Source organism: Pseudomonas sp. zfem004, from assembly GCF_032621715.1.
Taxonomy (GTDB): domain Bacteria; phylum Pseudomonadota; class Gammaproteobacteria; order Pseudomonadales; family Pseudomonadaceae; genus Aquipseudomonas; species Aquipseudomonas sichuanensis.
The window spans coordinates 1-13,298 of the sequence record NZ_JAVYJF010000001.1 but is presented as its reverse complement, the minus strand read 5'-3'; the positions used below and the strand labels follow the sequence as shown (position 1 = coordinate 13,298).

The 13,298-nt window shown below is 63.0% G+C and carries 13 protein-coding genes; 3 read left to right on the top strand and 10 right to left on the bottom strand.

Annotation, left to right across the window (positions count from 1 at the left end):
- The first annotated feature begins 167 nt into the window (after positions 1-167).
- Positions 168-569, top strand: a complete 402-nt coding sequence (locus RTH46_RS00065; RefSeq protein ID WP_153788320.1) for a GFA family protein — start codon at positions 168-170, stop codon at positions 567-569.
- Positions 570-679: 110 nt separating this feature from the next.
- Here the strand turns inward: RTH46_RS00065 and RTH46_RS00060 are convergent, their stop codons facing one another.
- The 10 genes from RTH46_RS00060 to RTH46_RS00015 form a co-directional block, all read right to left on the bottom strand.
- Positions 680-2,638, bottom strand: a complete 1,959-nt coding sequence (locus RTH46_RS00060) for a DUF4105 domain-containing protein (protein WP_316904798.1) — start codon at positions 2,636-2,638, stop codon at positions 680-682.
- Positions 2,635-2,955 carry a DUF2388 domain-containing protein gene (locus RTH46_RS00055; RefSeq protein ID WP_125462101.1) on the bottom strand — a complete coding sequence of 107 codons (321 nt, stop codon included), beginning with the start codon at positions 2,953-2,955 and terminating at the stop codon, positions 2,635-2,637. The genes RTH46_RS00060 and RTH46_RS00055 overlap by 4 nt, the downstream gene beginning before the upstream one ends.
- A 37-nt stretch (positions 2,956-2,992) precedes the next feature.
- Complete coding sequence (locus RTH46_RS00050) at positions 2,993-3,286, bottom strand: DUF2388 domain-containing protein (RefSeq protein ID WP_153788309.1); 294 nt, start codon at positions 3,284-3,286, stop codon at positions 2,993-2,995.
- Between the two features lie 86 nt (positions 3,287-3,372).
- Positions 3,373-3,690, bottom strand: a complete 318-nt coding sequence (locus tag RTH46_RS00045; protein ID WP_153788311.1) for a DUF2388 domain-containing protein — start codon at positions 3,688-3,690, stop codon at positions 3,373-3,375.
- Positions 3,691-3,986: 296 nt separating this feature from the next.
- The gene (locus RTH46_RS00040) at positions 3,987-4,202 is read right to left on the bottom strand and encodes a DUF1127 domain-containing protein (RefSeq protein ID WP_110995046.1); all 216 of its coding nucleotides are present in this window, start codon (positions 4,200-4,202) and stop codon (positions 3,987-3,989) included.
- Between the two features lie 434 nt (positions 4,203-4,636).
- On the bottom strand, positions 4,637-6,130 hold the full coding sequence (locus RTH46_RS00035) for an acetyl-CoA hydrolase/transferase family protein (protein WP_110995047.1): 1,494 nt from the start codon (positions 6,128-6,130) through the stop codon (positions 4,637-4,639).
- Between the two features lie 186 nt (positions 6,131-6,316).
- The gene (locus RTH46_RS00030) at positions 6,317-7,753 is read right to left on the bottom strand and encodes an NAD(P)(+) transhydrogenase (Re/Si-specific) subunit beta (RefSeq protein WP_153788313.1); all 1,437 of its coding nucleotides are present in this window, start codon (positions 7,751-7,753) and stop codon (positions 6,317-6,319) included.
- Between the two features lie 2 nt (positions 7,754-7,755).
- A complete protein-coding gene (locus tag RTH46_RS00025) occupies positions 7,756-8,070 on the bottom strand; it encodes an NAD(P) transhydrogenase subunit alpha (protein ID WP_110995049.1) in 315 nt (104 codons plus the stop codon).
- Positions 8,071-8,081: 11 nt separating this feature from the next.
- The gene (locus RTH46_RS00020) at positions 8,082-9,203 is read right to left on the bottom strand and encodes a Re/Si-specific NAD(P)(+) transhydrogenase subunit alpha (protein WP_153788315.1); all 1,122 of its coding nucleotides are present in this window, start codon (positions 9,201-9,203) and stop codon (positions 8,082-8,084) included.
- A 410-nt stretch (positions 9,204-9,613) separates the two neighbouring features.
- Entirely contained in the window at positions 9,614-10,528 is a 915-nt protein-coding gene (locus tag RTH46_RS00015; protein WP_153788317.1) for a LysR family transcriptional regulator, read from the bottom strand.
- Positions 10,529-10,695: 167 nt separating this feature from the next.
- On the opposite strand from RTH46_RS00015, the gene RTH46_RS00010 reads away from it, so the two are divergent.
- Positions 10,696-11,877, top strand: a complete 1,182-nt coding sequence (locus RTH46_RS00010; RefSeq protein WP_110995052.1) for an acyl-CoA dehydrogenase — start codon at positions 10,696-10,698, stop codon at positions 11,875-11,877.
- A 15-nt stretch (positions 11,878-11,892) separates the two neighbouring features.
- On the top strand, positions 11,893-13,113 hold the full coding sequence (locus RTH46_RS00005) for a CaiB/BaiF CoA-transferase family protein (protein ID WP_316904797.1): 1,221 nt from the start codon (positions 11,893-11,895) through the stop codon (positions 13,111-13,113).
- Positions 13,114-13,298 lie beyond the last annotated feature (185 nt).

The following is a 13,298-nucleotide window of genomic DNA, read 5'->3' as shown; positions in this document are numbered from 1 at the left end:
CGGGCACAGGAAAACATCAGAATCACCATTGTTGTTGTTGATTGGGCCGGGCACGGAAGTTTCCGGGTGCCCTGGCTGACCGGTCTGCTGCCGGTGGTGGCGCTATCCTATGTGCGCAAGCTTTCAGCCAGCTTTCGGCCAGTGCAAGGCGACGGGAGGTCATGACGATGGCGCGTGTCGAGGAAGGGGGTTGCCATTGCGGCGCCCTGCGTTACCGGTTGCGGGGCGATCTGGGTGATGTGGCTCACTGTCATTGCTCGATCTGTCGGCGGGTCAGTGGCGGCACCTTGGTGACCTGGGTGACGCTGGGCAGCGAGGATTTCGAGTGGTTGGCGGGCTCGCCGCAGCGGTATGTGGCGCCGGCTGGATGCAGCCGCTATTTCTGTGGTGGTTGTGGGGCCCATGTGGCGCTGGTGACTGAGCGCAGCCCGCAGACGATCGATGTGACGGTGGCGACGCTGGATCATCCGGAGCGGGTGAAGCCCGGCCGGCATATCTGGGTGACGAGCCGATTGCCGTGGATGCCGGTGGGTGATGGGTTGCCAGAGGAGGATGAGGAAAGCCTGTGAGGTCTTGTGCTGGCTGTTCTGGCCCAATCGCGGGGCAAGCCCGCTCCCACGCTGATCGCATTCCACGTGGGAGCGGGCTTGCCCCGCGATTGGGCCCCCACCGGTTTTCGCTAGGGCAACTGCAACCCGCCAGCCGCCTTGTGCAGCGCGCGCAGGTGTTCGCCTACCTGCTTGATGTTGGCTTCCACCGCCTTGATCTCCCCGGCCCGCTCCGGCCCCAGCAGCGCCCTCACCTGCTGGTCCAGGTCGTTGCTCAGGCGCAGCAGCTGCGCCTGGCGTGCCTTGCTTTCCTGCTCAAGGTGCTGGCGCTCCTCCGGCTGCGGCAGGCCGTATCCGCCCGCCCCCAGCAGTTCCGCCGGGCGGCTGAGGTAGCCACTGTTGGCGAGAATCGCCTGCAGGGCCTGGTCGGCCTTGTCGAAGCTGCCATCCTTCATCGCCCGGCCATTGAGGTAACGCTGCTTGACCTCATCCTGGGCCAGCAGCAGCTGCCTGCGCAGGCTGGCCTGTTCGAGCAGCAGCAGCGCCGCGCTGGTGCGCAGGTCGGCGCGTTCGAACCATGGGCGGCGCTGCTCGGCATCCAGGGCCAGCCAGTCTTCCACGGCGGTCTGTTTGATCGGTAGCTGCTTCTTCAGCACGTCGAACATGGCCTGGTAACGGTCGCGGTAGGAGTCGAAGCGATAACCCAGGCGCAGCGCCTCACGTGGGTCGTCGAGCACACTGGTGTCAGCCAGGCCACGCCCTTTGAGCACCTCCAGCAGGCCGTTGGGCATGATGTTGTCGAGATCGTTCAGGCGCGGGTTGGCGGTGCCGCTGCGCAGCAGCTTCAAATTCTCGACCGCGCAGTTGTTGGACAGGAAGAAGTAGTTGCCGTCGTAGCTCCAGTGCATTTCGGCAGCCTGGCGCACCATGTTCTCGATCTCGCTGCGGCTGAGCTTGAGCGGCACCGAGGCCAGGCTGCGCAGTTCGGTCTTGGTGTATTCGTCGATCACCTGGCCCAGCGGCAGGACGAACAGCCGCGACGGATAGGCGCCGACCAGCCCGCCCCAGCTCGACAGCTGCACGTCGTTGACGAAGGCCCGGTAGGACAGCACCAGGCTCTGGTCGAGGTCCAGGCGGCAAGCCGGGCCGCGTGGGCGGCCGGGGGCGCAGATCACCAGGCGCAGCATGCTGTGGCCCCAGCGGCTGACCAGGTTCTGGTTGGCTTCGGCCAGCAGGTAATCCACTTCGTAGACCCGCTCGGGGTCGATTTCGCCCAGCGGCTGGCGGGCGAAGTCATTGCCGGCATTGAGGAACGGCAGGCCCTTGGCGCAGGTGTTGTGCGGCGGTGCCCAGCCGAAGTGCTCGCTCAGATACTGGTTGAGCGCCGGGCGACGGCAGGCGTAGCTGGGGTCGAGGAGGAAGTACTCCATGTTGACCGCGAGGTATTCCTTGGGGCTGCTCAGCTCGTAGCTGTCGGGGCTGCGCGCCACCTGGCCGTTGTGTTGTTCGCGTTCGCCGCGGCGGCCGACGTACTGCGGCCAGCCGGCCAGGTCGAGCAGGCGTGGGTCGTCGCTCAGGGTGAAGCGGCGCTCGGCCTGGCCCCTGCAGTCCTGTGGCAGGCCTACCTTGCCCAGGGCGCCTTGCTGGCGCTTGCAGCGGGTGATGAGCTGGCGCTCGGCGCTGGGCCACAGGCGGGCGCGGTCATAGATGTGGGTGAGCTCATGCAGCACCGTGGCCAGCAGCTCTTCACGGACGGTGCCGTGGGGGCGGTTGGTCTTTTCCCGGGCGGCGCTGCCATCGACCAGGCTTGGCAGCAGGCGGCGGTTGAGGTCGAGGGTGGAGACCGGCGAAGCCTGGCCGTAGGCATCCTCGGGCATGCGGTCGGTCCAGCTCACCGTTACCTGGCGGTCCAGCTGTTGCTTGAAGCGTGGCGGCAGCTTGGCCATGGCTTCATCGAGCAGCTGCTGGGTGGCCTGTTGCTGTGGCTGGTCGAGGCCGTCTGCCTGCAGCACCAGTTGCAGGTCGGCCAGGGCGGGCGTGCCGAGCAGCGTCAGGGCGCAGCCGAGCAGCCAGGCACGCGCGCGCTTCACAGGGCGAGGATAGCTTCGGCCAGCACCTGGTCGCTGGCGTCGCGGGCTTCCGGCACACGGGTGCGCAGGGTGTCGAAGGCCGCTTCGAGCTGGGCGCCACGGATGTTGCCGTTGCTGGCGACGAAGCTGGCGGCGTCGTCGTGGGCTTCGCGGATGACTTTCGAATCGCGAATCGAGGTGGTGGTGTCGGAGGTGAAATCGATCGTGCGCGCCGAGGCACGGACGATGATGTTGCTGGTGGCCACCAGCGTGTGAGCCTGGGCCATGTCGGCCAGCAGCAACATGCCGAGGGAAGCGGCGATCAGCGATTTACGCATGGAGCATCTCCGGAAGGTACAAAGGCGTAACAGGTAGTTATTGGACGAGGATGGCTTCGGCCAGTTCCAGGTCGCCGACAGAGTGACAACTGTGCACCTGGCGCAGCGAAACCAACGCCGCCTGAAGGCGCGCACCGCGAATCAAGCCATCACTGGCAACAAAGGCAGCAGCATCGTCACGGGCGGCGGCGACGACCTTGCGATCGAACGGCGCGGTGGTCACCTGGCTGGTGACATAGCCGGTGGCAACGAGGCTCTGGGTGGTGACATCCATGGCATGGGCGCTTCCCATACCGGCGAGGGCTAACAGCACTGGCGGCAGATAACGCATGGGCTCTCTAGGCGGTGGTTTCGGGTAGCGAAGGCTACCCCGGATGCACCGGGCGGGGCCAGTGAATCCGGGGGTGAAGGCTTGTGTTAGAGCGCGAGGATGGCGCGGGCCAGTTGTGCGTCGCTGGCTTGCAGCGTTGGCTGCTGCTGGCGAATGTGCACCAGGGCGCTTTCCAGTTTGGCGCCACGGATCGCGCCTTCGCTGCCAACGAAGCTGGCGGCGTCGTCACGGGCTGCCTGCACGATCTTGTCATCGCGGAAGGACGAGGTGACGTCGGAGGTGGCATCGGTGGTTGCGGCAACGGCACCGACTACCGCGTCGGTGGTCACCACGAAGCTGGTGGCATTGGCCGCACCGGCAAGGGACAGCAGCGCGGCGGCGGCGAACAGATGATAACGGGACATGATGGGTGGACTCCTGCGCAGGGTCTGGATGGTTCTGGTTATCGGACGCTCGCTTGGCTCGTCACGGTACGGTGTTGCCAGGCGTGTAGGACAAGCGTAACACGCCTCGGTTCAAGCGCCTGCGGCGGCAAAGAACCACATTTGGTAACTGTACCTATCAATAACTGGTTTCTTGAAACTGTACCTGTTGTGCTGCGATGGCTCTATCTCGCGGCGGACAAACAAAAAACCCGTCGCAGTTTCCGGCGACGGGTTCTTGTGTATTCGCGGTGCCGGCGTTGGCCGGCTGCCGAGGCTTAGCGCCAGAACGGCTTGCTCAGCTCTTCGTAGCGCTGCGACTCGCTGATACCGGCGTCGGCCAGCAGGCGGGAGTCGAGGCGAGCCAGCTGACGGCGGCTGGCCATGCGGCGTTGCCACAGCAGCAGGGTCGACAGGGCGCGCAGAGGCAGGGCAGCGTGGGAAGCTTGGGCGTTGCTTTCGAAAACCAGACCGGAACTGAGGGTGCGTTCCATGATGTTTCATCCTTCCGCTTGTGGCGGCATTAGGGAGTGATTTAACTGGTGCCCATCTTCCTCCTCTGCTGTCCATAACAGTAGATACAGTTCTGTAGTAAAGCGATGGCTCAGTTAACTGTGTAATCCTACTGTTGCACCCGAAATTGGCGTAACTGTACTGGTCTGCACTGATTTGGTGCGAATTTTGGATTTTGTAGGAAATGGTGCGGGGCGGAAGCAGATAATTACCAGTACAGTAGTACAGTTTTATTTATCTGGTTACCGGTTGGCTGTGGGAGCGGGTTTACCCGCGAAAGCGTCTGTATGGCCACTGCAGCATTCGCGGGTAAACCCGCTCCCACAGATGGCTCATTTAAGCAAAACGATCGCGGGGCAAGCCCGCTCCCACGGTGGGAGCGGGCTTGCCCCGCGATGGGTACAGCGCTGGTGAATCAACCAGCCAGCATGCGCCCGCTTTCTTCCAGGTTCTCGTGCCAGCTCAGGGCTTCGCGCAGGATGTGCGGGGTGTGGCCGCCGCGCTGGCAGGCGCGTTCGAAGTAGTCGTTCAACGCAGCGCGATAGTCCGGGTGCACACAGTTGTCGATGATCGCGCGGGCACGCTCGCGTGGCGCCAGGCCGCGCAGGTCGGCCAGGCCCTGTTCGGTGACCAGGATGTCGACATCGTGTTCGGTGTGGTCGACGTGGCTGACCATGGGCACGACGCTGGAAATTGCGCCGCCCTTGGCGATCGACTTGGTGACGAAGATCGCCAGGTGGGCATTGCGGGCGAAGTCGCCGGAACCACCAATTCCGTTCATCATCCGGGTGCCGCAGACGTGGGTGGAGTTGACGTTGCCGTAGATGTCGAACTCCAGCGCCGTGTTGATGCCGATGATCCCTAAGCGACGCACCACTTCAGGGTGGTTGGAGATCTCCTGCGGGCGCAGCACCAGTTTGTCCTTGTAGCGCTCGAGGTTGCCGAACACGTCGGCATTGCGGCGGCTCGACAGGGTGATCGAGCTGCCCGAGGCGAAACTCAGCTTACCGGCGTCGATCAGGTCGAAGGTCGAGTCCTGCAGCACTTCGGAGTACATGGTCAGGTCTTCGAACGGAGATTCGATCAGGCCGCACATCACGGCGTTGGCGATGCTGCCGATGCCGGCTTGCAGCGGGCCGAGCTTGTTGGTCATGCGGCCGGCGTCCACTTCGCCCTTGAGGAAGGCGATCAGGTGGTCGGCGATGCCCTGGGTCTCGTGGTCTGGCGGCAGCACGGTGGACGGTGAGTCCGGCTGGTCGCTGATGACGATGCCGACGATCTTGGCCGGGTCGATCGGGATTGCGGTGCTGCCGATGCGGTCATCGACTTTCACCAGCGGGATCGGCGTGCGGGTCGGGCGGTAGGTCGGGATATAGATGTCGTGCAGGCCTTCGAGGTTGGCGTTGTGCGACAGGTTGATCTCGACGATGACCTGCTTGGCGAAGATCGCGAAGCTGGCCGAGTTGCCGACGGAGGTGGTCGGCACGATATGGCCTTCTTCGGTGATCGCCACTGCTTCGATGACCGCGATGTCCGGCAGGGTCAGCTGCTTGTTGCGCAACTGCTCGACGGTTTCCGACAGGTGCTGGTCGATGAACATCACTTGGCCGTCGTTGATGGCCTTGCGCAGGGTGCTGTCGACCTGGAACGGCATGCGTCGGGCGAGTACGCCGGCTTCGGTCAGTTGCTTGTCGAGGTCGTTGCCCAGGCTGGCGCCGGTCATCAGGCTGATTTTCAGCGGCGACAGCTTGGCGCGCTCGGCCAGTGCGTGGGGCACGGCCTTGGCTTCGCCGGCGCGGGTGAAGCCGCTCATGCCGACGGTCATGCCGTCCTCGATCAGGCCAGCGGCGTCAGCCGCACTCATTACCTTGCTGTGCAGGGAGGACAAGCGGATGCGATCACGGTACATGGATTGTTATCTCAGGCTACTGAAGCTACTGGAAGCGCAGTCTAGAGATTTAGCCCGGTGCCGTCCCGCGACCATGGTCGTAGGCGAAGCCTTGGAATAGAGCCGTTGATCTGGATCATGCAAATGAAAAAGCCCCCGGGCATAACACCCGGGGGCTTTAGACGCTTCTATATATAGAGGCGGGTATCAGTCCACGGCCTTGACCATGTCCTCGATGACTTTCTTGGCGTCACCGAACACCATCATGGTCTTGTCCAGGTAGAACAGTTCGTTGTCCAGGCCGGCATAGCCGCTGGCCATGGAGCGCTTGTTGACGATGATGGTCTTGGCCTTGAACGCTTCGAGGATCGGCATGCCGGCGATCGGCGACTTGGGATCGTTCTTCGCCGCCGGGTTGACCACGTCGTTGGCGCCCAGCACCAGTACCACGTCGGCCTGACCGAACTCGGCGTTGATGTCTTCCATCTCGAACACCTGGTCGTACGGCACCTCCGCTTCGGCCAGCAGTACGTTCATGTGGCCTGGCATACGGCCGGCAACCGGGTGGATCGCGTACTTCACGGTCACGCCGTTGTGCACCAGCTTCTCGGTCAGCTCTTTGAGCGCGTGCTGGGCGCGGGCCACCGCCAGGCCGTAGCCGGGAACGATGATCACGCTGTCGGCGTTGCTCAGCAGGAAGGTAGCGTCGTCGGCCGAACCGGACTTCACCGGGCGCTGCTCTTTGGAGCCTTGCGCCGCACCTGCGTCGGTATCGCCGCCGAAGCCGCCGAGGATGACGTTGAAGAACGAACGGTTCATCGCCTTGCACATGATGTACGAGAGGATCGCACCGCTGGAACCCACCAGGGAGCCGGCGATGATCAGCATCGAGTTGTTCAGCGAGAAGCCGATACCTGCGGCCGCCCAGCCCGAGTAGCTGTTGAGCATCGACACCACCACCGGCATGTCGGCGCCGCCGATCGGGATGATGATCAGCACGCCCATGATGAAGGCCAGGGCCAGCATCAGGGTGAAGGCGCTGTAGTGGCCGGTGAAGGTGAACAGCAGGCCCAGGGCAATGGTGGCAAGGCCGAGGATCAGGTTCAGCTTGTGCTGGCCGGCGAACTGTACCGGTGCGCCCTGGAACAGGCGGAACTTGTACTTGCCCGATAGCTTGCCGAACGCGATGACCGAGCCGGAGAAGGTGATGGCACCAATGGCCGCGCCGAGGAACAGCTCCAGGCGGTTACCGGTGGGGATCGGGTCGCTGATGCTGGCGACGATGCCCAGCGATTGCGGCTCGAGTACCGCGGCAATGGCGATGAACACCGCGGCCAGGCCGATCATGCTGTGCATGAAGGCGACCAGCTCGGGCATCTTGGTCATCTCGACGCGCTTGGCCATGATCGAACCGGCGCTGCCGCCGACCAGCAGGCCGACGATGACATAACCGATGCCGGCAGTGGCAAGTTCGGCGCCGAGCTTGTAGATCAGCCCGACCGTGGTGAGGATGGCGATACCCATGCCGATCATGCCGAACAGGTTGCCCCGGCGTGAGGTGGTGGGGTGCGAGAGGCCCTTGAGCGCCTGGATGAAGCAGATCGAGGCGACCAGGTACAGAAGCGTTACCAGATTCATGCTCATGCTTACTTCTGCGCCTCGTTCTTGGTTTTCTTCTTGAACATTTCCAGCATGCGGCGGGTGACCAGGAAGCCACCGAACACATTGACCGCGGCCAGCGCCACGGCGAGGGTGCCCATCACTTTGCCGGCCGGGGTGACGGTCAGCGCGGCCGCGAGCATGGCGCCGACGATGACGATCGCCGAAATGGCGTTGGTGACGGCCATCAGTGGGGTGTGCAGTGCCGGGGTGACGTTCCAGACCACGTGGTAGCCCACGTAGATGGCCAGCACGAAGATGATCAGGTTGTAGATGCCGTGGGAAATCAGCAGGTCTTCCATTGTCGAGCTCCTCAGCCGTTCTTGCGTACGACCTGGCCGTCGCGGCACATCAGGCACGCGGCGACGATGTCGTCTTCGAGGTTGATCACCAGCGCGCCGTCCTTGTCGAACAGCAGCTTCATGAAGTCCAGCAGGTTGCGGGCGTACAGCGCGGAGGCGTCTGCGCCGACCTGGGCCGGCAGGTTGGTCGGGCCGACGATGGTCACGCCGTTTGCCTGTACCACCTGGTCAGCGACGGTCAGCGGGCAGTTGCCGCCCTGGGCCGCCGCGAGGTCGATCACCACCGAGCCGGGTTTCATCTGCGCGACGGTCTCGGCGCTGAGCAGCGTCGGCGCCTTGCGCCCGGGGATCAGCGCAGTGGTGATGACGATATCGGCCTGTTTGGCGCGCTCGTGGACGGCCTGGGCCTGGCGTTGCATCCAGCTGGCCGGCATGGGGCGGGCGTAACCGCCGACGCCTTCGGCGCACTCGCGCTCTTCATCGGTCTCGTACGGCACGTCGAGGAACTTGGCGCCCAGCGACTCGATCTGCTCTTTCACGGCGGGGCGCACGTCGGAGGCTTCGATCACCGCACCCAGGCGTTTGGCCGTGGCGATGGCCTGCAGGCCGGCGACGCCAGCGCCGAGGATCAGCACACGGGCGGCCTTTACGGTGCCAGCGGCGGTCATCAGCATGGGCATGAAGCGTGGGTAGTGATGCGCGGCCAGCAGCACGGCCTTGTAGCCGGCAATGTTGGCTTGCGACGACAGCACGTCGAGGCTCTGGGCCCGCGAGGTGCGCGGCGCGGCTTCCAGGGCGAAGGCGGTGATGCCACGCTCGGCCATCTTGCCGATCAGCTCGCTGTTGAACGGGTTGAGCATGCCGGCCAGCACGCTGCCGCTGTTGATCAGCGCCAGTTCCTGGTCGTTGGGTGCAACCACCTTGAGCACCAGCTGCGCGCCGAAGGCATCGGTCGCTTCACCCAGCGCGGCGCCAACGGCCTCATAGGCACTGTCCGGAATGCTGGCCTTGAGCCCTGCGCCCCGTTGTACGGTGACCTGATGGCCCTGGCCAACCAGTTTCTTGATGGTTTCCGGGGTCGCGGCGACCCTTGTCTCACCCGTCTGCGTCTCGAGAGGAACACCAATGTGCACGACTTTGTCTCCTGCGGTGACCTTTTGTGTTTGTTTGAACCAGCTCACTTCGGGTGGCGCGCTGGGTGGTCGTAGAGCACGACTCCGCCTGAATCCGGGGCGGGAAGGCATTTTGCAGATGAACCATTGGGGCCACAACCGGTTCTGAAGCGAAACGAACTCAAAACTACAAGTCACCCTGTGACCGTATGTCGCAATGATTCGAAACAAACCCGTCAAGCACGCGCTATTCGGAGCTTAGGGGAAAATTTGAAAAAATTTCGGCTGTTTTCGGCCTTGCTGCCATGAATGTCGAAAAATAACCGTCAAACCCGCATGGTAACTAGGGTTGATAGGGTTTTTCAGGTCAGCCGGAACAGATTACGTATTTGCGACAAATACATATATCTGTAGGTGTTTAAAATAATTGACTACGGGGTCAGCTTATCGGCTTTTGCAGTGTACTGCTTTGCCTGTGCTATCAGCCAGTCACGGAAAGCCCGTAGTGACGCAGACTCCACCTTGCGCTCTGGAATCATCAGATAGTAGGCCTTGTCGCTGGACAGGGCATGCCTGTTAGCGACCACCAACCTGCCCTCCTCCAGCTCGCGCTGGATCAGGAACGGTGGGATCAACGCAATGCCCATTTCGTGCATGGCCGCCTGGGCGAGCATCGAGAACAGTTCATAGCGCGGACCTGTCATGTCGCGTTCAACGCTCATGCCCAGCCCATCGAACCATTGCCGCCAGGCATACGGGCGGGTGGTCTGCTGCAGCAGGGGCAGCTCGGCGATGCGCTGGGCGTCGAGATCGCCCTGCCCGCCCAGCAGCTTCGGGCTGCACACCGGTACCGGGTTTTCTCCCATCAGGCGATGAGCCTGGGTGCCGGACCAGTCGGCGTCGCCGAAGTAGATCGCCGCATCGAAGGGCGTGTCGGCGAACAGGAACGGCCGGGTGCGGTTGGTCAGGTTGACCGTGACTTCCGGGTGGCGTTGCTGGAAGTCCTTCAGGCGTGGCAGCAACCACTGGGTGCCGAAGGTCGGCACCACAGCCAGCTCGATCACGTTGGCACCCTGCTGGCGCATGACTGACAAGGTGTCGCGCTCTACGGCGTCCAGTTGGCTGGCCACCTGGCGGCTATAGGACAGGCCTGCCTCGGTGAGCTTCACGCCCCGGCGCGAACGGCGGAACAGTTCGACGTTGAGGAACGCCTCCAGCCCACCGATCTGCCGACAGACGGCGCCCTGGGTCAGGGCCAGTTCGTGGGCGGCCTTGGTAAAGCTCTCGTGACGCGCGGCCGCCTCGAAGCAGACCAGGGCGGTGGTGCTGGGGATCTTGCGGCGCATGTACGTCAACCTCACTTGTATGCTCGTCAGTACGGCGTTTCGCCGATCACGGAGTGAGAAAATATCACTAAAGCGTGCGCAATCCTCGTTTGTCCCGATAGCCGATCAAGCCTAGGATCAATGCAACGCAAGAATCCGCTCCCATCTTTGTTTCGAGGAACACGCACATGGCCGGTAAAGCAAGCTTCAACTGGATCGACCCGCTGCTGCTGGATCAGCAGCTCACTGAAGAAGAGCGCATGGTGCGTGACAGCGCCTTCCAGTTCGCCCAGGACAAGTTGGCGCCGCGTGTGCTGGAAGCCTTCCGTCACGAACAAACCGACCCGGCGATCTTCCGCGAGATGGGTGAAGTCGGCCTGCTGGGCGCGACCATCCCTGAACAGTACGGTGGCAGCGGCCTCAACTACGTGTGCTACGGTCTGATTGCGCGTGAGGTGGAGCGCATCGACTCGGGATACCGCTCGATGATGAGCGTGCAGTCGTCGCTGGTCATGGTGCCGATCAACGAGTTCGGTACCGAAGCACAGAAGCAGAAATACCTGCCCAAGCTGGCCAGCGGTGAGTGGATTGGCTGCTTCGGCCTGACCGAACCCAACCATGGTTCCGACCCGGGCTCGATGATCACTCGGGCGCGCAAGGTCGACGGCGGCTATCGCCTGACGGGCAGCAAGATGTGGATTACCAACAGCCCGATCGCCGATGTGTTCGTGGTCTGGGCCAAGGATGATGCCGGCGACATTCGCGGCTTTGTCCTGGAGAAAGGCTGGCAAGGCCTCAGCGCCCCGGCCATTCACGGCAAGGTTGGCCTGCGCGCCTCGATCACCGGTGAGATCGTCATGGACAACGTGTTCGTCCCGGAAGAGAACATCTTCCCGGATGTGCGCGGTCTTAAAGGCCCGTTCACCTGCCTGAACTCGGCTCGCTACGGCATCTCGTGGGGTGCACTGGGCGCTGCCGAAGCTTGCTGGCACACCGCGCGCCAGTACACCCTGGACCGCCAGCAGTTCGGCCGCCCGCTCGCCGCCAACCAGCTGATCCAGAAAAAACTGGCCGACATGCAGACCGAAATCACCCTGGCCCTGCAAGGTTGCCTGCGTCTGGGGCAGATGAAGGACCAAGGCACCGCTGCGGTGGAAATCACTTCGATCATGAAGCGCAACTCCTGCGGCAAGGCGCTGGATATCGCCCGCATGGCGCGTGACATGCTGGGCGGCAACGGTATCTCCGACGAGTTCGGCGTGGCCCGCCACTTGGTCAACCTTGAGGTGGTCAACACCTATGAAGGTACCCACGACGTGCATGCGCTGATCCTCGGGCGTGCGCAAACCGGTATCCAGGCGTTCTATTAATAGAGGAGCCAGGCCATGGGTGCGCTTTCACATCTGCGGGTGCTGGACCTTTCTCGGGTGCTCGCCGGCCCATGGTCCGGCCAGATCCTCGCCGACCTTGGTGCCGATGTGATCAAGGTCGAGCGCCCGGGCTCGGGTGACGATACCCGTGCCTGGGGCCCGCCCTTCCTCAAGGACTCGCGTGGCGAGAACACCAGTGAGGCGGCCTACTATCTGTCGGCCAACCGCAACAAACGCTCGGTGACCATCGACTTTACTCAGCCTGAAGGCCAGCGCCTGGTGCGCGAGCTGGCGGCCAAGTCGGACATCGTCATCGAGAACTTCAAGGTCGGCGGGCTGGCGGCCTATGGTCTGGATTACCAGAGCCTGAAGGCGATCAACCCGAAGCTTATCTATTGCTCGATCACAGGCTTCGGCCAGACCGGGCCGTATGCCAAGCGTGCCGGCTACGACTTCATGATCCAGGGGTTGGGCGGGCTGATGAGCCTGACCGGGCGGCCGGAAGGTGAGGAAGGTGCCGGGCCGATGAAGGTTGGTGTGGCCTTGACCGACATCCTGACTGGCCTGTATTCGACGGTGGCGATCCTGGCTGCCCTCGCCCACCGGGACCAGGCCGGGGTTGGCCAGCATATCGATATGGCCTTGCTGGATGTTCAGGTGGCTTGCCTGGCCAACCAGGCGATGAACTACCTCACCACAGGAATCTCGCCGCGGCGGCTGGGTAATGCGCATCCCAATATCGTGCCCTACCAGGATTTCCCGACGGCAGATGGCAATTTCATTCTTACCGTGGGTAATGATGGGCAGTTCCGCAAATTTGCCGAAGTGGCCGGGCAGCCGCAGTGGGCGGATGATCCGAGGTTCGCTACCAATAAGCAGCGTGTGGCCAATCGGGCCGAGTTGATTCCGCTGATTCGCCAGGCCACGGTGTTCAAGACTACGGCTCAATGGGTGAGTGAGCTGGAGAAGGCTGGTGTGCCTTGTGGCCCCATCAACGACCTGGCGCAGATGTTCCAGGATCCGCAGGTGTTGGCTCGAGGGCTGGCCGTGAACATCCCGCACCCGTTGGCGGGGAATGTGCCGCAGGTGGCCAGCCCCATCCGGTTGTCGGAGACACCGGTGGAGTACCGGCAGGCACCTCCGCTGCTGGGGGAGCATACCGAGGCAGTGTTGAGTGATGTGCTGGGGCTGGATGCGATGGCGGTGCACGAGCTGCGCACTGCTGGCGTGCTCTGACGCTCCAGCTATATAGAGAGAGCGGGGAGGCCGACAGGCCTCCCCGCTTTGTTTTCAGGCTGATGACACTTTCTTGAAATTAAAGGTTGACGGGGTTTCAGATCCCCTTATAATGCGCCCCACTTCCAGCGACAGCGGAACGCAAAACTCCTTGAAATTCAATGAGTTAAGCGATTCGAAAGCTC

Coding starts and splice junctions, on each gene's coding strand:
- RTH46_RS00055 (WP_125462101.1), bottom strand. CDS start 2,955: ATGCGTAAATCGCTGATCGCCGCTTCCCTCGGCATGTTGCTGCTGGCC.
- RTH46_RS00005 (WP_316904797.1), top strand. CDS start 11,893: ATGGGTGCGCTTTCACATCTGCGGGTGCTGGACCTTTCTCGGGTGCTC.
- RTH46_RS00045 (WP_153788311.1), bottom strand. CDS start 3,690: ATGTCCCGTTATCATCTGTTCGCCGCCGCCGCGCTGCTGTCCCTTGCC.
- RTH46_RS00025 (WP_110995049.1), bottom strand. CDS start 8,070: ATGGAAGACCTGCTGATTTCCCACGGCATCTACAACCTGATCATCTTC.
- RTH46_RS00035 (WP_110995047.1), bottom strand. CDS start 6,130: ATGTACCGTGATCGCATCCGCTTGTCCTCCCTGCACAGCAAGGTAATG.
- RTH46_RS00050 (WP_153788309.1), bottom strand. CDS start 3,286: ATGCGTTATCTGCCGCCAGTGCTGTTAGCCCTCGCCGGTATGGGAAGC.
- RTH46_RS00030 (WP_153788313.1), bottom strand. CDS start 7,753: ATGAGCATGAATCTGGTAACGCTTCTGTACCTGGTCGCCTCGATCTGC.
- RTH46_RS00040 (WP_110995046.1), bottom strand. CDS start 4,202: ATGGAACGCACCCTCAGTTCCGGTCTGGTTTTCGAAAGCAACGCCCAA.
- RTH46_RS00010 (WP_110995052.1), top strand. CDS start 10,696: ATGGCCGGTAAAGCAAGCTTCAACTGGATCGACCCGCTGCTGCTGGAT.
- RTH46_RS00065 (WP_153788320.1), top strand. CDS start 168: ATGGCGCGTGTCGAGGAAGGGGGTTGCCATTGCGGCGCCCTGCGTTAC.
- RTH46_RS00015 (WP_153788317.1), bottom strand. CDS start 10,528: ATGCGCCGCAAGATCCCCAGCACCACCGCCCTGGTCTGCTTCGAGGCG.